General features: G+C 71.3%; 21 protein-coding genes and 1 pseudogene. 14 read left to right on the forward strand and 8 right to left on the reverse strand.

The window, feature by feature from the left end; genetic code table 11:
• Positions 1–11 precede the first annotated feature (11 nt).
• The 5 genes from ACQP2Y_RS37950 (at position 12) to ACQP2Y_RS37970 (ending at position 5,831) form a co-directional block, all read left to right on the forward strand.
• Positions 12–419, forward strand: a complete 408-nt coding sequence (locus ACQP2Y_RS37950) for a nuclear transport factor 2 family protein (protein ID WP_433721101.1) — start codon at positions 12–14, stop codon at positions 417–419.
• A gap of 45 nt (positions 420–464) precedes the next feature.
• A complete protein-coding gene (locus tag ACQP2Y_RS37955) occupies positions 465–2,456 on the forward strand; it encodes an ATP-binding protein (RefSeq protein WP_433721103.1) in 1,992 nt (663 codons plus the stop codon).
• Between the two features lie 67 nt (positions 2,457–2,523).
• On the forward strand, positions 2,524–3,774 hold the full coding sequence (locus ACQP2Y_RS37960) for an IS701 family transposase (RefSeq protein WP_433721105.1): 1,251 nt from the start codon (positions 2,524–2,526) through the stop codon (positions 3,772–3,774).
• A gap of 206 nt (positions 3,775–3,980) precedes the next feature.
• Positions 3,981–5,048 (forward strand): hypothetical protein, encoded by a 1,068-nt coding sequence (locus ACQP2Y_RS37965; protein WP_433721107.1) that lies wholly within the window; start codon positions 3,981–3,983, stop codon positions 5,046–5,048.
• Between the two features lie 72 nt (positions 5,049–5,120).
• Complete coding sequence (locus ACQP2Y_RS37970) at positions 5,121–5,831, forward strand: hypothetical protein (protein ID WP_433721109.1); 711 nt, start codon at positions 5,121–5,123, stop codon at positions 5,829–5,831.
• Here ACQP2Y_RS37970 and ACQP2Y_RS37975 read toward each other — a convergent pair whose 3' ends face one another.
• Positions 5,832–6,815, reverse strand: a complete 984-nt coding sequence (locus ACQP2Y_RS37975; protein ID WP_433721111.1) for a trypsin-like serine peptidase — start codon at positions 6,813–6,815, stop codon at positions 5,832–5,834. It abuts the gene before it with no gap.
• A 96-nt stretch (positions 6,816–6,911) separates the two neighbouring features.
• Positions 6,912–7,496, reverse strand: a complete 585-nt coding sequence (locus ACQP2Y_RS37980) for an ArsR/SmtB family transcription factor (protein ID WP_433721113.1) — start codon at positions 7,494–7,496, stop codon at positions 6,912–6,914.
• Between the two features lie 46 nt (positions 7,497–7,542).
• Between ACQP2Y_RS37980 and ACQP2Y_RS37985 the strand changes: the two genes are divergently transcribed.
• The 7 genes and pseudogenes from ACQP2Y_RS37985 to ACQP2Y_RS38015 all read left to right on the forward strand — a co-directional run bounded on the left by ACQP2Y_RS37985 (position 7,543) and on the right by ACQP2Y_RS38015 (position 18,193).
• A complete protein-coding gene (locus ACQP2Y_RS37985) occupies positions 7,543–8,151 on the forward strand; it encodes a dienelactone hydrolase family protein (RefSeq protein WP_433721115.1) in 609 nt (202 codons plus the stop codon).
• A 408-nt stretch (positions 8,152–8,559) separates the two neighbouring features.
• Entirely contained in the window at positions 8,560–10,149 is a 1,590-nt protein-coding gene (locus ACQP2Y_RS37990) for a glycosyltransferase family 2 protein (protein ID WP_433721117.1), read from the forward strand.
• A complete protein-coding gene (locus ACQP2Y_RS37995; protein ID WP_433721119.1) occupies positions 10,146–12,227 on the forward strand; it encodes an acyltransferase family protein in 2,082 nt (693 codons plus the stop codon). Before ACQP2Y_RS37990 ends, ACQP2Y_RS37995 begins: the two co-directional genes overlap by 4 nt.
• A gap of 7 nt (positions 12,228–12,234) precedes the next feature.
• Positions 12,235–13,791: a glycosyltransferase family 39 protein gene (locus ACQP2Y_RS38000; protein ID WP_433721121.1), complete on the forward strand. Its 1,557-nt coding sequence runs from the start codon at positions 12,235–12,237 to the stop codon at positions 13,789–13,791.
• Positions 13,792–13,817: 26 nt separating this feature from the next.
• Positions 13,818–15,170: pseudogene (locus ACQP2Y_RS38005) on the forward strand (UDP-glucose dehydrogenase family protein); the annotation flags it as partial.
• A gap of 177 nt (positions 15,171–15,347) precedes the next feature.
• Positions 15,348–16,910: a DUF1800 domain-containing protein gene (locus ACQP2Y_RS38010; protein WP_433721123.1), complete on the forward strand. Its 1,563-nt coding sequence runs from the start codon at positions 15,348–15,350 to the stop codon at positions 16,908–16,910.
• 5 nt (positions 16,911–16,915) lie between these two features.
• Complete coding sequence (locus ACQP2Y_RS38015; RefSeq protein WP_433721125.1) at positions 16,916–18,193, forward strand: DUF1501 domain-containing protein; 1,278 nt, start codon at positions 16,916–16,918, stop codon at positions 18,191–18,193.
• Between the two features lie 6 nt (positions 18,194–18,199).
• Here ACQP2Y_RS38015 and ACQP2Y_RS38020 read toward each other — a convergent pair whose 3' ends face one another.
• Both ACQP2Y_RS38020 and ACQP2Y_RS38025 read right to left on the reverse strand, forming a co-directional pair.
• A complete protein-coding gene (locus tag ACQP2Y_RS38020; protein WP_360832424.1) occupies positions 18,200–18,340 on the reverse strand; it encodes a hypothetical protein in 141 nt (46 codons plus the stop codon).
• Between the two features lie 162 nt (positions 18,341–18,502).
• Positions 18,503–18,925 carry an SRPBCC family protein gene (locus ACQP2Y_RS38025; RefSeq protein WP_433721127.1) on the reverse strand — a complete coding sequence of 141 codons (423 nt, stop codon included), beginning with the start codon at positions 18,923–18,925 and terminating at the stop codon, positions 18,503–18,505.
• Between the two features lie 76 nt (positions 18,926–19,001).
• Between ACQP2Y_RS38025 and ACQP2Y_RS38030 the strand changes: the two genes are divergently transcribed.
• Positions 19,002–19,781, forward strand: a complete 780-nt coding sequence (locus tag ACQP2Y_RS38030; protein ID WP_433721129.1) for an SGNH/GDSL hydrolase family protein — start codon at positions 19,002–19,004, stop codon at positions 19,779–19,781.
• 18 nt (positions 19,782–19,799) lie between these two features.
• On the opposite strand, the gene ACQP2Y_RS38035 is transcribed toward ACQP2Y_RS38030, so the two are convergent.
• Both ACQP2Y_RS38035 and ACQP2Y_RS38040 read right to left on the reverse strand, forming a co-directional pair.
• Complete coding sequence (locus tag ACQP2Y_RS38035) at positions 19,800–20,423, reverse strand: hypothetical protein (protein WP_433721131.1); 624 nt, start codon at positions 20,421–20,423, stop codon at positions 19,800–19,802.
• Between the two features lie 60 nt (positions 20,424–20,483).
• Positions 20,484–21,428 carry an ATP-binding protein gene (locus ACQP2Y_RS38040; protein WP_433721133.1) on the reverse strand — a complete coding sequence of 315 codons (945 nt, stop codon included), beginning with the start codon at positions 21,426–21,428 and terminating at the stop codon, positions 20,484–20,486.
• Between the two features lie 135 nt (positions 21,429–21,563).
• Between ACQP2Y_RS38040 and ACQP2Y_RS38045 the strand changes: the two genes are divergently transcribed.
• Complete coding sequence (locus ACQP2Y_RS38045) at positions 21,564–22,256, forward strand: VOC family protein (protein ID WP_433721135.1); 693 nt, start codon at positions 21,564–21,566, stop codon at positions 22,254–22,256.
• Between the two features lie 12 nt (positions 22,257–22,268).
• Here ACQP2Y_RS38045 and ACQP2Y_RS38050 read toward each other — a convergent pair whose 3' ends face one another.
• Together ACQP2Y_RS38050 and ACQP2Y_RS38055 are read right to left on the reverse strand one after the other, a co-directional pair.
• A complete protein-coding gene (locus ACQP2Y_RS38050) occupies positions 22,269–22,730 on the reverse strand; it encodes an SRPBCC family protein (RefSeq protein WP_433721137.1) in 462 nt (153 codons plus the stop codon).
• Complete coding sequence (locus tag ACQP2Y_RS38055; RefSeq protein WP_433721139.1) at positions 22,727–23,080, reverse strand: ArsR/SmtB family transcription factor; 354 nt, start codon at positions 23,078–23,080, stop codon at positions 22,727–22,729. The genes ACQP2Y_RS38050 and ACQP2Y_RS38055 overlap by 4 nt, the downstream gene beginning before the upstream one ends.
• Positions 23,081–23,090: the final 10 nt, after the last annotated feature.

The following is a 23,090-nucleotide window of genomic DNA, read 5'->3' on the forward strand; positions in this document are numbered from 1 at the left end:
AGGGGGAAGCGATGACCGGCACGGCACGGGAGATCGTCGGCCGGGTGTTGCGGGCCGGGCGCGAGCTGGACGTCGAGACCTTCGTGGGGCTGATGGCCCCCGACGGCTACATCGAGTGGCCGTACCGGCCGCCCGGCCTGCCCGCGCAGGTGCGGGGCCGCGCGGCGATCAAGCAGCACCTGACCGCGGCCGCCGAAGCCTTCATCCGCCTCGACGACTACCGCGACCTCGTGCTGCACGAGACCACCGACCCGGAGGTGATCATCGTGGAGTACGAGGCGCACGGCACCGTCGTCACGACCGGCGCGCCGTTCCGGCAGACGGTCATCGCCGTGTTCCGGGTTCGTGACGGTCAGATCGTGTCGTACCGCGACTATCTCGATCCGCTGCCGTTGATCGAGGCGATGTCCGGGCGGTAGTCCGAAACAGGGCTGTTCCTGGCTTTTGCCCGAATAGAATGAGGCATGGCATTGGTGATGCTGGCCGAGGACAACGTTGATCATCAGCGGATCGTCGCGGAGGTGGTGCGGCGGCTCGGGCATGACGTCACCGTGGTCGGCGACGGGCGCGCCGGCCTGGCCGCGGTGGCCCGGCACCGGCCCGATCTGGTCGTGACCGACATCGACATGCCGCACCTGGACGGCCTGCAGTTGTGCCGCACGCTGCGCGCCGATCCCGCGCTCGCCGACATCCCGATCATGCTGCTCACCGGCTACCTGCCGCCCAGCGACCCGCAGCTGGCCTCGGTGGGCGCCACCACGGTGATGACCAAGCCGTTCAGCGTCCAGGAGCTGACCTCCGCTTTGCGCCGGCAACTGGGCGAGGACGCCCCGTCCGGCGCCGGCCGCGCCAAAGTGCAGCCGGACCCGCCCGACGCGGCGTTCGTGGAGGCCCTGCTGGAGGGTCTCGACGTCAGGGTGGTCACCTGTGACGTCGACGGCCGGCTGACGGTACGCAGCCCGGGGATGAGCGAGCTGTTCAGCGGCGACGGCATCCCGGCCGGGCCGGTGCCGCTGGAGGAGTGGACGCGGCGTTCCCGGATGCGCCACCACGACGGCACGCTCCTGCGTACCGAAGAAATGCCGTTGCTGCGCGCCCTCGCCGGGGAAGACGTCCGCGGGGCGCTCGTGCTCGCCGGCGACGCCGGCGGGCAGGAGCACTGGCTCTCGATCAACGCGCGGCCGATCCGCGACGCGACCGGCGCCATCACGGGAGCCGTCGCCGCGGTGCACGACGTCACCGCCGAGCACCGTGCGCGGCGCTTCCAGGACTGCACGACCGAGGTGCTCGAGGTGCTGTCGCGGAGCCCGGACGCGGTCACCCTCGGCGACGAGATCCTGCGGGCCGTCGCCACCGGCGTCGGCTGGCCCTACCTGCGGTTGTGGCTGGTCGACCCGGCCGGTGACGTGCTGCGCCCCGCCGCCGCGTTCCTGGCCGACAACGCGACGCCGATGCCGATGCCGGACTCCATCGCCCGCGGCGAGGGCCTGGCCGGGCTGTGCTGGCAGCGTGGCGACCTGCTGTGGGTGCCGGACGTGCACGCCCCCGGTTCCCCGCTGCTGCCGCAGGTCGTCGCCGCCGCCAAGTACCGGGCCGCCGGGGCCGTGCCGCTGCGCAGCGGTGATCAGGTCAACGGCGTCCTGACGTTCTTCTCCTGGAGCGCGCAGGAGCCCGAGCCGGCGCTCGCGGTGCTGCTGCGCGGCATTGCCGGCACCATCGGCGCGTACCTCGAACGGCGCCGCGCCGAGGAGCTGGCCGCGCACCTGGCCGCGGCCACCGACGAATACATCGCGCTGGTCGGTCACGAGCTGCGCACGCCGCTGACGTCCATCAGCGCCTACACCGACCTGATCGCCGAGTCACCCGACGAGACCACGATCGGCGAGGTCCGCAACCTCATCGAGGTCATCGAACGCAACAACAACCGGCTGCACACCCTGATCGAACGGCTGCTGGACCTGGCCGCCCTCGAATCCGGCCACGCCCAGCTGACGAGCGTCGACGTCGACCTGGCCGAGATCACCACGGCCGGCGTGGAGACGATCACCCCGGTGGCGCGGGAGCACCGGATCACCGTCGACGTCCACGTGCCGGCCGGGCTGACCGTGCCCGGCGATCCGCGCCGGCTGCGCCAGGTCGTCGACAGCCTGCTGAGCAACGCCGTCAAGTTCAGCCCCGACGACTCGACGGTGACCGTCACGCTGGCGGCCGACGGTGACCTCGCCGTGCTGACCATCACCGACCGGGGCACCGGCATCCCGGTCGCCGAGCAGGCAAGAATGTTCCGCAGCCTGTACCGGGGCCGCAACGCCCATCAGGCCGGCATCCCCGGAGCCGGGCTGGGCCTGACACTGAGCCGGGTCCTGGTCGAACGCCACCACGGAACCATCACTCTGGCCCCGAACCAGCCCACCGGCACCACTGTCACCGTCCGATTTCCCCGAGGGCGGTCCTAGTAGGGCTTTGTCACCCTTCGGGTGGGTGACGGTGACAGGTACGCGGTGATGTTGGTGTCGTTGAGTGGTGGATACCGTTGCGGTGCGGCAGCTGAGCGATGATTTGAGCGAGTACGTCGAAGACGTGTTCGCCTCGCTGAGGTATTCGGGTTGGCAGGACCGGGCCGGGCAATATCTGCGTGGTCTGATGCTCGACGGGCGGCGTAAGTCGATCCAGCCGATGGCCGCGAGGTTGCATGGACCCCATGAGCAGGCGTTGAACCACTTCGTCACGAACAGCCCGTGGGATGTGACACCGGTGCGTCGGCGGCTCGCCGAACGCATGAGCGAGGCGTTGCACGGCCCGGCGTGGGCGATCGATGACACCGGCCTGCTCAAATACGGCACAGCATCGCCGTGCGTGGCCCGCCAGTACACCGGCACCGCCGGGAAGATTACGAACTGTCAGGTCGCGGTGTCGGTGAGCCTGGTGACCGACACCGCGTCCTGCCCGGTCGACTGGCGGCTGTTCCTGCCCGAGGCCTGGGATCCGGCATCATCGAAGGCCACCGCGGACGTGGTGACGCGGCGACGGCGGGCGCAGATTCCCGATCAGGTCGGACACACCCCGAAGTGGCGGCTCGCCCTGGCGATGATCGACGAACTGCTCGGCTGGGGCCTGCGTCCCCGTGTCCTGGTCGCCGACGCCGGTTACGGCGACGCCGGCAAATTCCGCCAAGCCCTCGCCGAGCGAGACATCGACTATGCGGTGCAGGTCGCGCACACAGTCACGGCCTACCCGCTGAGCATCGGTCGCACGAGGGTGCCCTACTGCGGCGACGGCCCCTACCCGAAGAAGATCTACCGGCAACCCGCCCGCCCGGTCCGCGACTTGCTCTTAGCGGCAGGACCAGGCGCGGCCAGGCGGGTGACCTGGCGCAACAGCTCCCGCCGACGGACCGGCCAGCCGGTGGCGATGAGCTCAAAGTTCGTGTTCCAGCGCGTCCGACCGGCCGGCCCAGCCATCCGATCGGCGCACCTTGGCCAAGACCTGCCCGAGGCCTGGCTGATCGCTGAATGGCCGACCGGTGAGCCCGAACCGGTCAAGTACTGGCTGTCGAACCTGCCCGCGACCACACCGAAACGCACCCTGATCCGGCTGGCAAAACTACGCTGGCGCATCGAGCATGACTACCGGGAGGTCAAGACCGGGCTCGGCCTGGACCACTACGAAGGCCGCACCTGGCAAGGCTGGCACCACCACACCACCCTGGTCTCCGCCGCCCACGCGTTCCTGACCCTGCAACGCCTGGACCCAAAAACCCGTGCGCCGGAATGACTCTCTACGCCGTACTCCGACGCCTCCAAGCATTACTCGCCCGCCTCATCGGCACCTGCCCGACCTGCCGAACCCAGTTCCCGCAACGCCTACGACGCGCGGGACCCGGACCATGACAAAGCCCTACTAGGTCGTGCGGCAGGCGTACCTTGTGGACACGCGGCACGTCCGCCGCCGGTGATGCACGATTCCAGGACGTGACAGTCATGCGCCGACATCTGCTCCTCGCCATCTCTCTCACCACGGCCCTGCTCGTGCCGGCCGGCCCCGCCGGCGCCGCGCCCGCGGCGGACACCACGCCGCCGGAGCTCAAATCGATTGAGCTGTCCCGTTCGGCGGTCACCGTCTCCGGCCTGCAGACCGTGATGATCGACGTCCGGGTACGGCTCACCGACGAGACCGGTGTGGAACCCACCAGTGACGGCGTCGGGGGCAGCTTCCCGTACGTCGCTCTCGACGCGACACCCAACAATTTCGCCGAGCTGGAACTCACCGAGGGCACGCCGCAGGACGGCACCTGGACGGGGCAGGTGGCCGTCACCAGCGCTTGGCAGGGGACGGTGCGCGTAAAGCACGTCGCCGCCTACGACAAGGCGTGGAACCTGTTGGACGTCGACCCCGACACGGTCATCGACCCGGTAGCCGTGCAGGTGACGAGCTCGCACCGGCCGGGCATCGACATGACGTTCCCCGAGCCCGCCACCCGCGGCAAGCCGATCGTGATGACCGTCCGGGTCTGGGACACCGACACCGGACGACCGTGGGCCAACGCACCCCTGGTGATCGGCAACGACAACGGCTGCGTCGAGTCGGGCTTCCGGGTGAACGGCCGCACGGGCTCGACCGGCACGTTCCGCCGCACGGTGCCCGCGAACCAGGCCGGGGCGCTGCACTGCGCCTGGGTGCCCGGCACGTCCCGGACGTCGGGCGGCGGCCTGGACAACCGGACGATCATCGCCATCGACGCCGCCCACCTGCGCTACACCCGGTACAAGGTCAGCGCCAAGCCGGCCAGGACCGCTGCGCCGGCCGGATCGAGCGTCGACGTCACCGGCTCGGTGTCCCCGCTCAACAAGGGCAAGGTCATCCGGCTCCAGCGCTACTCGGGCGGGGCGTGGAAGAACGTCAACACGGGGCGGGTCCGGGCCAGCGGCCGGTACACCGTGGTGGCCACGCCGGCGGGCAAGGCGAGCTACTCGTACCGGGTCTACGCACCGGGTGACGGTTACGCCGTGGGCGGCAGCTCGAAGGCGTTCACCGTCCGCGGCACGTGACAGCGGGCAGGCCGGTGAGTCAGCTCCACTAGCATTGCCGCGTTCGTCAGGTGACTGCGGAGACGAGGCGACATGCGGTGGTTCCAGCTGGGCAAGCGGCGGGCCGAGCAGGATCCTGCCCGGCAGCAGGCGCTGCTGCGCGACGTCCGGCAGCGGTTCGGTGCCCATGTGCCCGCGCCCTTCGGTGCGCAGGCCGAGGCGGTTGCCGGGCTGCTGGCCGACGATGACGGGCTGATCGTGGCGGCCCGGATCCTGGGTGAGTTCGCCGACGCCGCCTACGGGGAGCTGTTCGCCCAGGCCGGGGAGCTCTACCGGCGTACCGGTCGCGGGTTCGCGGTGGACCGCCGCAACTACCGGCCGTTGTGGCAGGCGGCCGGGCCGGAGCTGCGGTGGTCGCTGTTCGAGCTGCCGGGCGGGCTGCACCCGTACGTCCAGGTCGCTGCGGCCGTCACGGTGCTCGGGGCGCAGGCCAAGCGGACCGTACGGGTGACCGACCCCGACCCCCTGCTGGCGTACGTGTTCGAGGTGCTCGACCTCACCGTGGCCGGCTGGGAGTACGGCCGGGTGCGGGTCGACGTGGACGGGGCCGCCCTCGCCGACCGGCTGATCTCGACCGCCCGGGACCTGCGCGCCGCCATGCCGGACGAGCCGCCGCCGCTGCCGCCGCCGGTCCGGGAGCTGATGCGGCGCAACAACACCGTCGACGTGTACGCCCCCACCGAGCACCGCATCGCCGGCGCCTTCAATCCGGGCCGGACGATGCGGGAGTCGCTGCTCGCCTGATCAGGTCTTGTTGCGGGCCCGGTTGAAGACGGTCAGCACGTCGCTGTCGAAGTACGGCCCGTAGTTGCGGCTCTTCCACACGTAGGCGACCACCGTGTTGGTGAAGCCGAAGCCGATGGTGGGGTCGAAGTTCTGGAACATCGGGCCACCACTGGCTCCCGGGGTGAGCCCGCAGAAGACCTTGACCTGCGCGGCGGCCGCCCACTGCAGGCTGGTCACGCAGGAGACCTGCTTCTGCCCGTCGTACGGCGCCTTCGACGGATAGGCCAGCACGGTCACCGGGATGGACTTGCTCTGGTTGAAGCTGATGCCGTTGCCGCCGGTCTTGTCGACCAGGCGCACACCGGCGAGCGGCCACACGTTGACGAACGCGAAGTCCCACCAGTGGTAGCTGTGCTGGGTCCAGCCCTTGGTGGCGTGGAACCACTTCGCCGCGAACTTGCCGTACGGGGTCTTGCCCGCGGCGTAGAGCGGCGCGTACATCCAGTTCTCGTGGTTGACGCCGCCCTTGCCGCCGTGGATGCAATGCGCGGCGGTGGAGACCAGGTTGCGCGTCTCGTTGTTCAGCGTGCTGCCGGAGCAGACGTAGTTCTTGCCGTCGGACTTGGTGAAGAAGACCTTGCCCACGCCGGCCGAGGGGTTGACCGCCCGGCCCGTACTCCTGGTGCCGCCGGCGGCCGACGGCCCGGCCGGCCGCACCGCCGTCTGGGGACGCCCGACGTTGCCTGGCCGGTCCCGCTGCTCCAGCGCCGGGTCCTCGATGACGCGCGGGTCGGGGACCGCGATGGCCGTCCGCATCCGTTCCGGCGTCCAGTAGGCGTCGATGAGCCGCTGCGCGGTCGCGGCGTCGCGGACCACCCGTCCGTTGATCAGCGCGGCCGACTCGACGGGTTCGCTGGACGGGCTCACCGCCGCGGCGCCGGCCGGTCCGGCACCCACCCCCAGAACCAACAGCACAGCGAGCGGTACGGCCAGACGGGTCATGCGTCACTCCCTCGGATCGCCGGCGCACCTCGCGCGCCCCGGCAATCGGCCACCCTACGGCCGCGAATACCCACAAAGCGGTCTAAAGAGGAAGGATCAGTCCTTCGTGGTGGATCGCGCGTCCGGCAGGGTCGGGGCGTCGGTGGGATAGAGACCGGCGACGAAGCCGTACGCCTGGTCGCCCGAGCGCGGGATCTGGGCAAAGCGGCGGGCCACCTCCTGGACCTCGGCCCAGAAGTTGCGGACCTCCTCGATCGGGATGCGGGCGTGCACGAGCAGGCACCGCAGCTCGTCGGCCTCGTGGGCGGGGGCGGCCTCGGCCGCTGCCTCGGCGAGCCCGTTGATCGCGGCGACGACCTTCTTGTCCTCGGGACGGTTCAGCGCCCCGATGTAGTAGGTCCGCGCGACCCGGCCGTAGTAGCGCTCCTCGATGGCCCGCACCCGCCGCGTCCGGACCACCCGGAGCAGCCCGGCGTCGACCAGCAGGTTCACGTGGTATGCGACCGTGCCCTTGGGGCGGCTGACCGCCTGGGCCAGCTCGGTGACCGTCGCGGCCCGCTCCAGCACCAGCTCCAGCAGGGTGCTGCGCAGCGGGTCGGCCAGTGCCCGGAGCTGGGCGGGGGCGGTGACCACGACCATCTCGTCGAGGTCGTAGTCGGGGATCTGCTCATTGACCGACAAAGTTCGACCGTTCTACTATCGTGGATCATTCGACCACTGTCGTCCGATGAGGGGAAGTGTAGAGATGGCCGGCGTCGTGCTGTTCCACCACGTGCAAGGTCTGACCGACGGGGTGCTCGCGTTCGCCGAGCAACTGCGGGCCGGCGGGCACACCGTGCACACCCCCGAGCTGTTCGACGGCGAGCGACCGGCGAGCGTCGAGGAGGGCATCGCCTTCGTCAGGAGCGTCGGTGACCAGCTCCTGGATGAGCGCGCCGACCGGGCGGTGGCCGAGTTGCCCGGGCCTCTGGCGTACGCGGGCTTCTCCTGGGGTGCGGCCCAGGCCCAGCGGTACGCCCAGACGCGACCCGGCGCCCGCGGCGCTCTGCTGTACGAGAGTTGCGTGCCGATCAGCGGCGAATGGGCCTTCGGGCCGTGGCCGGCCGGCGTGCCGGTGCAGATCCACGGCATGGACCAGGACCCGATCTTCGCGCTGGAGGGCGACCTCGACGCTGCGCGTGAATTGGTCGCGGCGGCCGGGCCCGACCTGGCCGAGTTGTTCGTCTACCCCGGCGACCGGCACCTGTTCACCGACAGCTCGCTGCCGTCCTACGACGCCGACGCGACGGCACTGGTCGTACGCCGCTCGGTGGAGTTTCTCAACCGGCTCGGCTGACAAATTGTTGAACACATCGGACAGTTCCCACTGTGATATACATCACCTGCACCATCCCGTCTCTTTTTCGTCTCTTCGCCGTCCCTGAATGGCACTGAGGAAGTCTTTGCAGGTCAGCTATCCATCGGAGGTTCCACCGCCGTACCGCGCCGCGAAAGGTGCCTTTATCGCCGACCGATCGGATTAACCCGTACGGGTCCGGTGAACGTCGGCGAAAATGCATTCAGGCTCTGTTTCCGGGTGATCGACTGACTACCGCCGGCTCAGCTGCGGTCGTCGGTCGTTCGATGGCTCTATCCCCGAGTCGGCTCCGTCATCACATACGGAAGGCCTTTACCGGTGGTAGTCGCACAGACTCGGCAACAGAGAGGCTCGCGGGCCGGCACCTCTCCCCAGGCAGTGGAGTACGTGCCACTGCCGCCCTCCGATCACGAGAAATATCTCTACTACGGACGCCAGGGCCGCTGGATCTTCTGCGTGTTCCTGCTGGCCTTCGCCGGCGTCATGTTCGGCTTGGCCCGGCTGGCGGCCAACTCGATGTGGACCAGCCTGCTCTACGAGCTGATCGCCCTGCAGGTCGTGGCCGTGCTCATCAGCCTGCTGTCGAGCACCCGGAAGCGCCGCAGCTCCCGCGCCGAGCACGACGCCCTGGTGGCGGAGTACCGGCCGGCGGCGTACCCCTCGGTCGACGTCTTCCTGCCGTCCGCCGGTGAATCGCCGGCCATTCTGGACAACACCTACCGCCACGTCGCCGCCCTGGACTGGCCGGGCCTGCTCACCGTCCACGTGCTCGACGACTCGGGCCGCGACACGGTTGCCGAGCTCGCCGCGCAGTACGGCTTCCGCTACCTTTCCCGGCCCAACCGCGGTGAGTTGAAGAAGGCCGGAAACCTGCGCCACGGATACGAGAACTCGACCGGCGATCTCATTCAGGTCTTCGACGCCGATTTCGCCCCGCGCGCCGACATGATCCGCGAACTGGCACCGTACTTCGACGATCCGGCCGTCGGGATCGTCCAGTCGCCGCAATTCTTCGATGTCCAGCAGGAGCACTTCAATTGGTTACAGCGCTCGGCCGGCGCGACCCAGGAGATGTTCTACCGCTGGATTCAGCCGGCCCGCGACGCGGTCGACGCGGCCATCTGTGTCGGCACGAATGCCGTCTACCGCCGCAGTGCGCTGCGGGCGTCGGGCGGTTTCGCGCTGATCGGGCACAGCGAGGACGTCCACACCGGAGTCAACATGGCGAAGGCCGGTTTCCGGACGCGTTATGTGCCGGTGAATCTGGCCAAAGGCGTCTGCCCGGACAACTTCGACGGCTTCGCCAATCAGCAGTACCGCTGGTGCACCGGCAGCATGAGCCTGCTGGCCGATCCAGACTTCCACCGCTCGGCGCTCACCGTCAAGCAGAAGCTCTGCTTCTGGACCGGGTTCCTCTACTACATCACCACCGCCGTCGCGGCCTTCACGAGTCAGCTGCCGGGCTTCCTGATGTTGTGGTTCTTCCCCGACCAGATCCGGCCGCTCAACTATCTGCCGCTGATCGGCACCATCTTCGTGTGGTCGACCCTGATGCCGCGGGTCACCGACTACCGCTGGTCCCCGGCCGTCGTACGGGTCCAGATGCTCATCGGCTTCTGCCACGCCCTGGCCCTGTTCGACTTCCTGCGTGGCCGTACCGCCGCCTGGGTGCCGACCGGCGCCGCCAAGCGCACGTCGACCGCCAAGCGGGTGCTGCGCCTGCTGCGGGTCTGGCTCATCGCCGCCCAGCTGCTCACCTGGTCGGGCATCGTGCTGGGAGTCATGCACTACGGCCTGGACCAGCTCTGGGCGACGGTGCTGTTCGCCGGCCCGATGCTGTACTTCGTCTGGCCGCTGCTGCTCGGCGGACGGTCCACCCCGCAACGGCACCCGAGCGCGCCGGGCAGTCCGGACGCCGATCCGCTGATTCCGGGTGCTCGCCAGATGCCCACCTACGCCCCGGTGGTGGCGTCATGACCGGCACCGCGGGACTTCTCGAAAGGGCCCGTCCGGCGGCTCAGCCGGTGCCGGCATCCGATCCGCCGGTCTTCCGGCGTGACGTGCAGGGCCTGCGTGGCCTCGCTGTCCTGCTGCTGGTCGGCTGTCATGTCGGCGTGGCCGGCCTGAGCGGCGGCGGGGTCGGCATCGACCTCTTCTTCGTGATCTCCGGCTTTGTGCTGACCGCTACGGCGTTCCGGGAGCTGCGGCAGGACGGCCGGCTGTCGCTGCGCCGGTTCTACGCCCGGCGCACGACCAGGATGGTGCCGGCCGCGACCGTGGTGGTGCTCGGCTCACTCGGTGCGGCCTGGCACTGGATGCCGCCCGCGGACCGCACGACGGTCTCCTGGGACGCCGTGGCCGCCGCGACCGCCACCATGAACGTGCGGCTGGCGACCCAGGACACCGTGCCGGTCGACGTGTCGCCGTTGCAGCACTTCTGGCCGCTGTCCCTGCTGACCCAGTTCGCTCTGGTGTGGCCGCTGCTGCTCATCGTGGGCGCGCTGGCCTGGGCCCGCCGCGGCCGCCCAAGCGTGCTGTCGGCCGCACTCCTGCTGACGGTGCTGAGCGCCGCCTCGCTGGCCCTCTGGCTGGAGCCGGCGGCGAACCCGTGGACCGGCTACGGCCTGCCGGCCCGGCTCTGGGAGTTCGGCGTCGGTGGGTTGATCGCCCTCGGCGCGCGGCGGCTCTCGGCTCTCTCGGCCACGCCCGCCGCCGTGCTCACCTGGCTGGGGCTGGGAACCGTGGCCGCCGCGGTCGCGGTCGGGGACGTCGTACCGGCCGTGCTGGGGGCCGGACTGGTGATCGCCGGCGGCTGCGCCCGTCCGTCCTGGGGTGCCCGCCGGCTGCTGCGGCTCAAGCCGGTGCAGGAGCTCGGCCGGGTCTCGTTCAGCTGGTACCTGTGGCACTGGCCGTTGCTGGTCCTCGCCCCGTACGTGCTGGGCCACCCGCTGACGACCGCGGCCGAGGTGGCCGTGGTGGTCGCGGCGCTGGTGCCGGCGGCCATGTCGGTGGCCGCCGTGGAGAACCGCATCCACCTGCATCGCGGCCTGCGCCTGCGCCCCGGCCGGGCGCTCGCCCTGGGCGGGGCGCTGACCGCGGCGACCGTGGCCCTCGCGCTGGCTGCGCCGCACCTGCCGAGCACGCAGACCACGGGTACGGCGGCTGCCCGCAAGCCCGCCGACGTGCTGGCCTCGGGCACGGCCACCGTCCCGCAGCTGCAGAAGATCATCCGGGACAGCATCATCCCGACGGTCCTCCCCCGCGAGCTGACACCCGCCCTCGCGCGGGCGGCGGCGAGCTCACCCCGGGACGGCGGATGCCTGGTGCCCCCCGCGAGCCGGTTCGTCTCCGACAACATCGGCCGGGGCTGCGAGCGGCACGGCGTCGTGACCGGCAGCCGGGTCATGGTGCTCTTCGGTGACTCGCACGCCCAGCAGTGGTTCGACGCCGTCGACACGATCGCCCGCAAGCGGGGCTGGCGGCTCGTCGTCTTCACGAAGACCGACTGCGGACCGGCCCTCGGCAAGGTCAACAAACTCGGCACCACCGTTCCGTACGCGGAGTGCGACCAGTGGCGGCTGCGGGCCCTGGACCGGATCCAGCAGTTGCGACCGGCCATGGTGGTCATGTCCGCCCGCAACCGCGAGGGCGGTCCGCTGGACGTCGAGGCGAGCGCCGGTCCCGACCAGGACTGGGCCTCGGCCTGGGCCGCCACGGTCACCCGGATCAAGCGGGCCGGGGCGCTGCCGGTCGTCATCCCGGACACCCCGGTCACGCACTACGACGTGCCGCGGTGCCTGGCGACCCACCCGGACGCCGTCAACGATTGCCATCTCGACGTGTTCCGGTCCCTGTTCCTGCCCCGGCAGCGGATCGTCCGGGCGCTGGTGCAGGCCCACGGCGGACGGGTCGTCGACTCCACCGCGTGGTTCTGCACGCCCAGGATCTGCCCCGCCGTCATCGGCGGCACCGTCGTCTACCGCGACGACAACCACCTGACGTCCGTCTACGCGAAGCAGCTCGCGGGCGTCCTGGACGAGGCACTGGCCGAATGAGGAAGCGATGACCGACGCGCAACTGTTGTCCCCCGCCGTCCCCCGGATCATCGGGCAGCGCCGCCCGGACGGGCACGTACCGGCGTCCCTGGTCCGGAGCTGGTCCGTCCTGAGCACGGTGGCCCTGGCGCTGCCGCCGGCCCTGCTCGCGCTCACCCTGTCGGTGGTCGGCATCGGCTCCCGGAGCATGTGGAACGACGAGTACGCCAGCTGGTACGCCTCCACCCTCAGCTTCCGGGACCTGGCGAAGCTGCTGGCCAACGTGGACGCGGTCGTGGCGCCGTACTATCTGGTCCTGCATTTCTGGATCGACGTCTTCGGCGATTCGGAGACCAGCCTGCGGATGCCGTCCGCGCTCGCCATGGCCGCCACCGCGGCGCTGGTCGCGGTGCTGGGCCGCCGGCTGTTCGACACGGGGGCCGGCCTGACCGCCGGGCTGATCGTGGCCGGGCTGCCCGCGGCGACGCGCTACGGCCAGGAGGCCCGCCCGTACGCGTTCGCGATCGGCTTCGCCACCCTGGCGACGCTGCTGCTGCTGCGGGCGATGGAGCGGCCGATCTGGCGGCGGTGGATCTGGTACGGCGTCGGCCTCGTCCTGGCCGGGCTCGTGCACATCGTGACCCTGACCGTGCTGCTGGCCCACGCGGTGTTCATGTGGCGGGCCTTCCGGGTCAGCGGTGAGCTGCGGTTGCTGCGCTGGTTCGCCGGGGCGTTCATCGCGGTGACCGCCGCGCTGCCGCTGGCGGCCAAGGGCTCGCAACAGTCGAGCGTCATCGCCTGGATCAAGGTCGACGCCGCGGCGCTGACCAGCCTGCCCGAGCGGATCTTCGGCTCCTGGCAGGTCGCGCTCGTGGTCTGCGTGGCGGCGCTGTCGGCGACGGTGCTGCTCTGGTCGCGCCACCGGGGACCGGTGGTCCTGCTGCTGAGCTGGGCGCTGTTCCCCCCGCTCTTCTGCTACGTCACCTTCCCGGTGCTGCATCTCTTCCTGCACCGCTACCTGCTCTTCACCGTCCCGGCGTGGGCGCTGCTGGCCGGTGCCCTGGGCTTCTCCCTGGCCCGGTTCACCCGCCGGGCCGGGTCCACCTGGCTGCTGTCGCTGAGCGGCCTGCTGGTGGTGGCCGCGGTGCTGCTCGTCAGCGGGCCGGGACAGCAGGCGGCCCGGCACAGCCCGGTCTACGGCGAGCCCGACTTCCGCAGCGCGGCCGCTGCCCTGGCCACGGTGGCCCGGCCCGGTGACGGCATCGCCTACGCCGGTACGACCCGTAACGGCCGCCGGGCCTTCGACTACGAGGTGCGGCGCCTCGGCCTGCTGCGGGACGTGCTGGTCGATCGCACGTCGCAGGAGAACGGCACCTTCGGCGCGCACGAATGCGCCGATCCCGGGCCGTGCGTCGGTGACACCCGGCGGATCTGGCTGGTGTCGACGACGGCGGCGAACCTCGACCCGATGGACGGCATGCCCGGTCCGACCCAGGGTTTCCTGCTCACGGCGTACACCCTGAGCGAGTACCGCAGCTTCGAGCAGATCCGGATCTTCGTGCTGGACCGCAAGGACCCGCGATGACGCCGTACCCGAGGAAGGAAGAACTTATGGAGCGACCGCGGCTGACCTTCGTCGGCACCGGTTATCTCGGTGCCACCTACGCCGTCTGCTTCGCCGAGCTGGGCTACGAGGTGCTCGGTTTCGACGTCGACGTGGCCCGGATCGCCGCTCTGTCGGCCGGTGCGGTGCCGTTCCACGAGCCGGGCCTCGACGAGCTGCTGCGGCGCAACCTCGCCGCCGGGCGCCTGCGCTTCACCACGTCGTACCAGGAGACCGCCGACTTCGGCGACGTGCATTTCATCTGCGTGGGCACGCCGCAGCGAGTGGGCGGCACGGGCGCCGATCTCTCGTACGTCGAGGCGGCGGTCACCGGACTGGCCCGGCACCTCACCCGCCGGGTGCTGATCGTCGGCAAGTCCACGGTCCCGGTCGGCACCGCGGAGTGGGTGGAGCGGCTGGTGGCCAAGCACACCGATCCCGGGCTGGGCATCGAGGTGGCCTGGTCGCCGGAGTTCCTCCAGGAGGGCTTCGCGGTCCAGGACGTGCTGCGGCCCAACCGGATCGTCGCCGGCCTGCGGTCGGAGTGGGCCGACGGCATGCTGCACGCCGCACACAAGGGCATCCTCGAGCTGGCCGCCGCGGAGGACCGTGAGGTGCCGGTGGTGGTCACCGACTTCGCCACCGCCGAGCTCGTCAAGGTCGCCGCGAACGCGTTCCTGGCCACCAAGATCAGCTTCATCAACGCGATGGCCGAGGTCTGCGAGGTCGCCGGCGGAGACGTCACCCAGCTCGCCCGGGCCATCGGCTACGACCCCCGCATCGGCAACCGCTTCCTCCAGGCGGGCGTCGGCTTCGGCGGCGGCTGCCTGCCCAAGGACATCCGCGCGTTCCAGGCCCGCGCAAGTGAGCTCGGCGCCGGCGAGGCCCTGCGCTTCCTGCACGAGGTCGACCTGATCAACCAGCGCCGCCGCGGCCAGGTGCTGCGGCTGGCGGCGGACCTGCTCGGCTGCCCGCCGGGCCCGGCCGGGCCGCACTTCGGCCACGCCCGCATCGCGGTGCTCGGGGCGACGTTCAAACCCCATTCCGATGACGTACGGGACTCGCCCGCGCTCGCGATCGCGGCGGCCCTGGCCCGGGCGGGCGCCGAGGTCCACGTCCACGACCCGGCGGGTATGGCCAACGCCGCCCTCGTCCAGCCGGAGCTGATCTTCGAGGACAGCCTGGACGACGCCGTCCGGGACGCGGAGCTGGTCTGCGTCCTCACCGAGTGGCCGCAGTTCCGCACGGCCGACCCGGTCCGGCTGGGCCGGCTCGCCGCGACCCGGCTGGTGATCGACGGCCGGAACTGCCTCGACGCGGCGGCCTGGACCGCGGCCGGCTGGCAGTACCACGGAATGGGTGGTCGCGCCGCCACTCCGGCCCCGGAGACCAGGACAGCCACGAACTGGGCCGCGCTGGACCGCGACAGCCCGGCCGGCCGGTGGGCGATCCCCCGCCCGGCGACCAGGTCCGTTGCAGCTCGGTAGCCATCGGCCAGGTTGGCGAAGGGACCGAGATGTCTGACCGAACCGAAGTGCGTGACGGCATCCCGGGCAAAGACATTGATCAGCCGCCGCCGCGTCGTGACCGGCGCCGCGGCCGGTGCCGCCGCCGTCGGCCTCACCGCAGCCGTACCGGCAGCGGCTGAGGCCGCCGCGGCCACCCGCACCACCACCTCCTACGTCGCGGCGGACGCCGAGCTGCACCTGCTGCGCCGCGCCACCTACGGACCCACCGCGGCCTCGGTCGCCGAGATCCGCCGGCTCGGCGCGGCGGCCTGGCTCGACCGCCAGCTCGACCCGGCGGGCATCGCCGACCCGGCGTGCGACGCGCTGCTGACCCGCTTCCCGCTCATCCAGCTCTCGATCGACGAGCTGCGCGCCCGGGTCGGCACGGGCGCCATGCGGTACGGCTGGGACACGATGCTCCAGCTCGGTTTCGCGGCCACCAGCCGGGCCATCTGGAGCGAGCGGCAGCTCTTCGAGATGATGGTCGACTTCTGGTCCAACCACCTCAACGTCACCAACCCGTCCGCCGACGTCTGGGACAACCGGCACGACTACGACCGGACCGTGATCCGGCCGTACGCGCTGGGCCGCTTCGCCGACCTGCTCAAGGCCTCGGCCCGGCACCCGGCGATGCTCACCTACCTCGACAACCGCTTCTCCACCAGGACCGCGCCGAACGAGAACTACGGCCGCGAGCTGCTGGAACTGCACACGGTCGGGCTGGGCTACACGGAATCCGACGTCAAGAACGCCGCCCGGCTGCTGACCGGGCTGACCGTCGACTGGGACACCGGCAACTACAAGTACAGCGCCAACGCGCACGCCACCGGCCCGGTCAAGGTGATCGACTTCCGGCACGCCAACACCACCGCGGCCGGGGGCGAGGCGGCAGCCCTGGCCCTGCTCAACTACCTGGCCCTGCACCCGGCCACCGCCGAGCAGATCGCCACCAAGCTCTGCGTACGCTTCGTCGCCGACAACCCGCCCGCCAAGCTGGTGGACAAGCTCGTGCAGGTCTACCTCGACCACAAGTCCGCGATCGTCCCGGTGCTGCGGGCCCTGTTCAGCTCCGCGGAGTTCAAGGCGTCCGTGGGAGCCAAGGTGCGCACGCCGTACGAGGACATCGTCGCGACGGTGCGCGCGGTCGGCTACGGCCCGGACGCCACCGGCACCGCGGGCATCGAATCGCTCTACTGGCTGATCGGCTCGCTGGGCCAGGCGCCGATGTCCTGGGCACCCCCGAACGGCTACCCCGACGTGGCCTCGGCGTGGACCTCCCCCGGCGGCATGCTGGCCCGGTGGAACGCGCACCTGCACATCGTCGCGGGCTACCGGCCCAAGGAGTTCCAGCGGCCGGCCGACCTGGCCAAGGACCTCGTCGGTGCGCTGCCCGCGACCTACGGCGAGCTGATCGACGCGCTGGCCCGGCGGCTGTTCGGCCGCACTCTGCCGGCCGCCGACACGACGGCTCTGGCGGGTTACTTCGCCAAGACCCCGGCCGCCGCGCTGAAACCGGCCGACTCCGCCGTCGGCTGGCGTTTCCCGCAGCTGGTGGCCCTGATGCTGAACTCTCCCTACTTCGCGGTGAGGTGACGAAGATGACCGGACCGAACTGTGGCTGCGCGGACGACCAGCGCACCACCATGACCCGCCGCGGTGTGCTCGGCAAGGCGCTGGCCGCCGGGGCCGCCGGGGCGTTCGCCGGACTGGCCGGCGACCAGATCTCCACCCAGCTGGCCTTCGCCGCCGGCAAGTACGCCGGGGACACCCTGGTGCTGCTGTCGCTGCGGGGCGGCTTCGACGGCCTGTCGGCGATCGTGCCGGCCGGCGACCCGGCGTACTACGCGGCCCGGCCGGACATCGCCGTGCCGAAGGCCAAGCTGATCGGCGGCGACACCCGGTTCGGCCTGCACCCGGCGCTCAAGCCGCTGCTGCCGTTCTGGAAGGCCGGCACGTTCGGTGCGGTCCACGCCGTCGGCCAGCCCGAACCGAACCGCTCGCACTTCTCCGCGATGGAGGAACTGGAACGGGCCGCGCCGGGCACCTCGGTGCGCACCGGCTGGCTCGACCGGATGCTGGGCGGCCTGGGCGCGACCAGCCCGTTCCACGGCGTCTCGGTGGGCAGCATGATGCCGTCCCGGGCGCTGGCCGGGCCGGTCCCCGCCCTGGGCATGAAGTCCATCAACGACTTCTCGATGTACGGCGACCAGGAGGGCCAGCCGATGGCGGCCACCCTGAAGACCCTCTACGCCGGGGCCCCGGCCCTGCTGGGTCAGCCGGCCGGACAGGTGATGAGCTCGCTGGCCACCACGAAGGCGCTGGCAGCCAAGGCGTACCAGCCGGCCAACGGCGCGGTCTATCCCGACGACACGCTGGGCCGGGCGCTGAAGGACGTGGCCCGGCTGATCAAGGGCAAGGCGGGTCTGATGGCGGCCTGCGTCGACTCCGGTGACTGGGACCTCCACGAGAACCTCGGTGCGGCCGTACCCGGCAAGCGGATGCACGACAAGCTGGCCCAGCTCGCGGCGGCCCTCGCCGCCTTCGCCACCGACCTCGGCACGACCGGCATGAAGCGGGTCACCGTGGTCACGGTCAGCGAGTTCGGCCGGCGGGTCCGCCAGAACGGCTCCAACGGGGTCGACCACGGCTACGGCAACGCGATGATGCTGCTCGGCGGCGGCGTCGTGGGTGGCAAGGTGCACGGGCGGTGGCCCGGCCTCGCGGACCGCTACCTGGTCGACGGCGACCTCGCCGTCACCACCGACTACCGCGCGGTCATCGGCGAGGTGCTGCACAAGCGCTGCGGCCTGGCGAACACCCGCTCGGTCTTCCCGAACGTCCGCACCACGACGTCGGGGGTCTTCCGGACCCGGTGAGCCTGCTCAGAGGGCGGCGGCGATGGCCAGCAGCAGCGCCGAGACGCCGGCCGCCAGCACGGCGATCCGGAGCACCGCCGGGTCACTGAGAATCATGATCGCCACCCGCGCGCCGGTCTCCCGCCGCGCGTAACTGTTGTCCACCATCGCCTGCTCCTCGCCTCGGCGACGCCGCGCGCCGCGATGAGACGACTATCCCGGCCGGGCGGCCCCCGCCACATCGCCACTGAGCGGGGTTCGCCCGGCCGGCCTCTGCGACGAAAGTCGTAGTGCCCGGGCCCGCCGACCTGCACCTGCGACAGAGCGCGGTCAGCCGGCGTTGAAGTTGTCGCTGACGTCGCGCTGGAGGTGGACCATCGTCTCGGCGAGCAGCTCGCGGACCTGCTGGTCGTCGGCGAGCCCGGCCGGGACGACCACTTCGGCGCGCACCACACTTCCGCCGGCCGGTGCGTCGTCGACCTGGGCGGTGCCGTGCAGGCCGGTGCTGTCCAGCGAGTGCCACTGCAGCTCAAGGTGGTCGGTGACCACTTTCACACCGTACGGGTGGACCTGCGCGCCCACCCGGACCCGCACCTCGTCCCGGCTCGCCGTTTCGGTGTTCATGCCGCGCGGCAGCCAGCGGGAGATGCGGTCGGGATCGGTCAGCACCCCGAAGACCACCTCCGCCGGCGCGGTGAAGTCGTAGGAGCCGCCGACCCGCACGGCCCCGTCTGCGTCGCCCTGTTCAGCCATCACCCCGTTAGCCCTTCCCCGTCCGCGCGCCTTCATGCCATTAGCCTTCTCGGGAGTCGACAGGAAGGGCGGTGCCATGCGGTACGTCGCGATCGGGGACAGCTTCAGCGAGGGCATGGGCGACGAACTGCCGGACGGCACGGTGCGGGGCTGGACGGATCTGGTCGCCGCCGGGCTGAGCGCGGGGCTGGCCGCCCGGGGCGAGACCCTGGAGTACGCCAACCTGGCCATCCGCGGCCGGCTGCTGCGACCCATCGTCACCACCCAGCTCGACGCCGCGCTGGCCCTGCAACCGCCCGCCGACCTGCTGACCTTCAACGGCGGCGGCAACGACATGATGCGCGCGGGCGTCGACCTGGCCGAGCTGGTGGCCATGATCGAGCAGGCGGTCCGGCGGTGCGTCGACGCTGGGGTACGCCCGGTGGTGCTCAGCGGCGCGGACCCGACCGCGCAGCTGCCGTTCGGCCGGACCATCCGCCGGCGCGGCGAATATCTGACCGCGGCCACCCGGGAGCTCTGCGCCCGGCACGACGTCACCTTCGTCGACGCCTTCGGTGACGAGGAGATCCGCGACCACCGGTACTGGTCGGCCGACCGGCTGCACCTCAACAGCGCCGGCCACCGCCGGGTCGCCGGCCTGGTCCTGCACGCGCTCGGGTACGCCGAACCGCCCGAGCCGGCGGGCAGCGCGGCCGGGACGCGGCGCCGGATGGTGGAGAACGCGCGGTACTACCGAGAGCACGTGCTGCCCTGGATCCAGCGCCGGCTGCGCGGGCAGTCGTCGGGCGACAACCGCGACCCCAAGTACCCCCGGTGGGAGCTCATCGAGCCGGCCGCTCAGAGCCCCCTGCCCTGAGCCCGCTCGCCGGGCCGGTCACGGGAGTGCGCGGGCCTCGGTCTCCTTGGCCGCGGCGGCGTGCCGGCGGGCCTCGGTCACGGCCGCCATCAGGCGGTCCCACTGCGGGTCCGGGCGGAACTGCCCGATCGGCAGATCCCGGCCGACCCGGGCCCACATGTACTCCCACCAGGCCGCCACCCGCACCGGCCACAGCCCCACCCGGACCGCCCCGGCCAGGAAGCACCGGTGCACCAGCAGCGTGGCCCCCAGGACCTCCGGATCCAGCTCCAGGCCGGGATCGTCGATGGCCCTGCCGAGCGCGCGCACGTCCCGGTGCATCTCCGAGTACGCCACCAGGTCCGGCATCGCCGGCACCGCCGTCAGCGGGTCCTCGATCATGTCGGCCGCGTACGCCGGCGTGAACACGATGTCGTCCACGGTGAGGATCAGCGGCAGCTCCTCGTGCCCACGGCGGATCCCCAGGACGACGACGGGCTGGCCGGTGGGCCCGGTGGTCACGTCATGGCTGAGCACGTCCCCCGCCGCGACACGGGCCTCGTCCCCGATCTCGGGAACCCGCACGACCAGCACATCGGCCTCGACCGAGACCCGGGTGCCGGGCACCTCACCCACCAGCCGCGCGAGTTCCTCAACGTCCATGGCCCCGGTTATACCCAACGGCCGCGAACCGATCGCCACCGGCGGGCCGCGGATCGGCCGCTACGAAGGCGCCCGGTAGTGATGCCCGCCCGGATTGTTCCGGGCCGCCGCACCGAGCAGGACCGTCACCCGGCACTCCGGGTCACCGACGGCGATGCGCTCGTCCAGCAGCACCACCGCGTCGTCATGGTTGCGGGCGGCGATCCCGCCGAACACGCTGGAGGTCATCCGGCACAGGGCGGGCGCCTGCCGCACGGTGTCGCCGAACGGGCAGCGCCGGTTGCCCAGCACGATCTTGTCCAGGCCGGTGGAGATGACGTAGAAGTCGCCGTCGATGGCCCCTTTGAGCCGCAGGTAGCAGTCGGCGACCTGCTCGGGCGTGAGCCGGCCGGTCACCGTACGGGCCTGGCGGTACTCCTCCTCCATCTGCCCGCCGACCGTGGCACCGACCTGCGCGACAAGCTGCTCGACCACGGCCGGCCCCTGATCCGCCTCGGCGGTCCGGGCCAGCTCGACGACCAGCGCCCGCAGGAACGCCTCCTTGCCGAATCCGGCCGGTCCCGCCTCGTCCGCGGCGGGCAGCGGATTGAGCCGGCGGCGCAACGGATCGAACGACACCTCGGTACGCCGGGTCAGCCCCAGCACCGCCTGGACCCGTTTGCCCTGCCCGCGCTTGGCCACCACGTCGAGGTCCTTGGCCAGCTGGGAGACGAGCCACAGGCCCCGGCCGCGCTCACTGGCGGTCTCCGGCAGCGACAGCTCACCCAGCTCGAACGCCGGACCGAGATCGTGCACGGTCAGCAACGGCCGCGCCTGGGACCAGTCCAGGCTGACCCACACCGGGCCGCCGGCATGATGCACGGCGTTGCCGACCAGCTCGGAGACCACGAGCCGGGCGTCGTCGACATCGGCCGGGTCCTCCGCGTGCCGGCGCAGAAAAGCGGTCAGCTCGGCGCGCAACGCGGCAGCCGACGCCGCGCCCACCGGCGTGAGCAACCAGTCCAACCCGCACTCTTGTCCTGACGGAGCCCCCGCGGATCGAAGCACGATAACCCGTACGGTGCGGCTCGACGCCGGGCCGGAGCCGATTCCACCCGTCGGTCCGACCCCGATCGTGGCGGGCTGGGTATCTTGCCCGGTATGAACGGTGTGGTGTCAGCGGCGGTACCGGTCTGCTACGTGCGCAATGTCGAGCAGGCCCAGGCTTTCTATGCGATGTTCGGCTACACCGAGACCCAGAGCGGCGAGGAGAACGGCGGGCTGTGGTCGTACCTGCAGAGCGGCAGCCAGACACTGCTGCTGGCCTGCGTACAGCCGCCGGTGATCCAGGCCGAGCTGCCGCTGCTCATCTACCTGTACGTGGATGACCTGGCCGCCGTACAGGAAAGATTCGAGGCCGCCGGGCACCCGGTGGAGCTGATCGGCCACCCCAGCCACGCACCCGGCGGCGAAGCCCGCACCAAGGACCCGGACGGCAACGTGGTGGTCTTCGCCCAGCGCACCGGGACGCCGGCGGACCGGGCCCGCAACACCGACGAAGCCGCCCGCAGCACCCTGATCCGGCAGGCCGCCGAGGCGATCGGCCGGCGTGGTGGTGCGCCAGCGGCCTGCCAGATCGGGCTGGCGGACGGCAGCCCGTGCGAGCAGCCCGCTGAGGTCAAGCTGGCCGATGCGTGGGGCGAGACGGTCTGGGGGTGCTTGAGTCACACGGACGAGGCGCTGCTCAACGCCCGCAGCGCCTTCATCGCGACCGAGGACGATCAGGGCCTGGGACCGTGGCTGCGCGCCCGCCGCGGCCACCCGGACGCCCTCCTGGGCCGCCCGGGCGCTTGACCGCCCTCCTTCTCAGGTCAGGACGGCGTCGATCTGGCTGACCGCGGTGGACAGGCCCTGCTCGAAGCCCATGCCGATGAGCTGGTCCATCGCGTCAGCGGACGGGAACGTCGTGACGATCACCATCCGGGTGCGGCCGGCCGGCTGCTCCTCGATGCGGACGCGGACGAGCAGCGGCGGGATGTCCGGGTCCCCCATCTCGAACTCCAGGCCGTCCGGCGGAGTCACGGCCAGCACCCGCCACCAGCCCGACCGCCGTTCGCCGTCGGGACCGGTCACGAAGTAGCCGACCTTGCCGCCCGCGCGCAGGTCATGCTCGACCACGGTGGCCGGGTGCGTCGGCGGCCCCCACCACCGTTCCAGCCGGCGCGGATCCGCCCAGAGCTGCCAGACCCCCGCGGCGCTCGCGGTGAACTCGGCGGTGAGGGTCATCGTGCGGGTCTGCGGATCTTTGTGGACGCTGGTCACGGTCATGCGGGAGCTCCGGGGTTCGGGTCCTCGGCGAGGACGTCGCCGAAACGGTCCATCCGGTCCCGCCAGACCAGCTCGAGCTGATCGAGCAGCCGGGCGGCGCGGCGTACGGTGTCGACGTTGCCGGTGACGAGCTGCTCGCGGCCGCTGCGGCGCTTGGTGACCAGGGCGGCGCGTTCCAGCACGGCGACGTGCTTCTGCACGGCGGCGAAGGTCATCGGATAGAGCCGGGACAGCGCCGACACCGAATACTCGTCACGCAACGTGCGCACCACGATGTCCCGCCGCGTGCTGTCGGCGAGCGCATGGAACACGGCATCCAACGCCCGCGGCTCGACCTCATCTACAACCATGTGGTAGTAC

Source organism: Actinoplanes sp. CA-051413 (assembly GCF_050955795.1).
GTDB lineage: Bacteria > Actinomycetota > Actinomycetes > Mycobacteriales > Micromonosporaceae > Actinoplanes.

Bases quoted from the DNA above. Each gene is read 5' to 3' on its own strand.
- ACQP2Y_RS37965 (WP_433721107.1), top strand. From the start codon at position 3,981: ATGCGCCGACATCTGCTCCTCGCCATCTCTCTCACCACGGCCCTGCTC.
- ACQP2Y_RS38025 (WP_433721127.1), bottom strand. From the start codon at position 18,925: ATGGCTGAACAGGGCGACGCAGACGGGGCCGTGCGGGTCGGCGGCTCC.
- ACQP2Y_RS37985 (WP_433721115.1), top strand. From the start codon at position 7,543: ATGAGGGGAAGTGTAGAGATGGCCGGCGTCGTGCTGTTCCACCACGTG.
- ACQP2Y_RS37970 (WP_433721109.1), top strand. From the start codon at position 5,121: ATGCGGTGGTTCCAGCTGGGCAAGCGGCGGGCCGAGCAGGATCCTGCC.
- ACQP2Y_RS37995 (WP_433721119.1), top strand. From the start codon at position 10,146: ATGACCGGCACCGCGGGACTTCTCGAAAGGGCCCGTCCGGCGGCTCAG.
- ACQP2Y_RS38015 (WP_433721125.1), top strand. From the start codon at position 16,916: ATGACCGGACCGAACTGTGGCTGCGCGGACGACCAGCGCACCACCATG.
- ACQP2Y_RS38045 (WP_433721135.1), top strand. From the start codon at position 21,564: ATGAACGGTGTGGTGTCAGCGGCGGTACCGGTCTGCTACGTGCGCAAT.
- ACQP2Y_RS38050 (WP_433721137.1), bottom strand. From the start codon at position 22,730: ATGACCGTGACCAGCGTCCACAAAGATCCGCAGACCCGCACGATGACC.
- ACQP2Y_RS38020 (WP_360832424.1), bottom strand. From the start codon at position 18,340: ATGGTGGACAACAGTTACGCGCGGCGGGAGACCGGCGCGCGGGTGGCG.
- ACQP2Y_RS38055 (WP_433721139.1), bottom strand. From the start codon at position 23,080: ATGGTTGTAGATGAGGTCGAGCCGCGGGCGTTGGATGCCGTGTTCCAT.
- ACQP2Y_RS37950 (WP_433721101.1), top strand. From the start codon at position 12: ATGACCGGCACGGCACGGGAGATCGTCGGCCGGGTGTTGCGGGCCGGG.
- ACQP2Y_RS38000 (WP_433721121.1), top strand. From the start codon at position 12,235: ATGACCGACGCGCAACTGTTGTCCCCCGCCGTCCCCCGGATCATCGGG.
- ACQP2Y_RS37955 (WP_433721103.1), top strand. From the start codon at position 465: ATGGCATTGGTGATGCTGGCCGAGGACAACGTTGATCATCAGCGGATC.
- ACQP2Y_RS38035 (WP_433721131.1), bottom strand. From the start codon at position 20,423: ATGGACGTTGAGGAACTCGCGCGGCTGGTGGGTGAGGTGCCCGGCACC.
- ACQP2Y_RS38030 (WP_433721129.1), top strand. From the start codon at position 19,002: ATGCGGTACGTCGCGATCGGGGACAGCTTCAGCGAGGGCATGGGCGAC.
- ACQP2Y_RS37975 (WP_433721111.1), bottom strand. From the start codon at position 6,815: ATGACCCGTCTGGCCGTACCGCTCGCTGTGCTGTTGGTTCTGGGGGTG.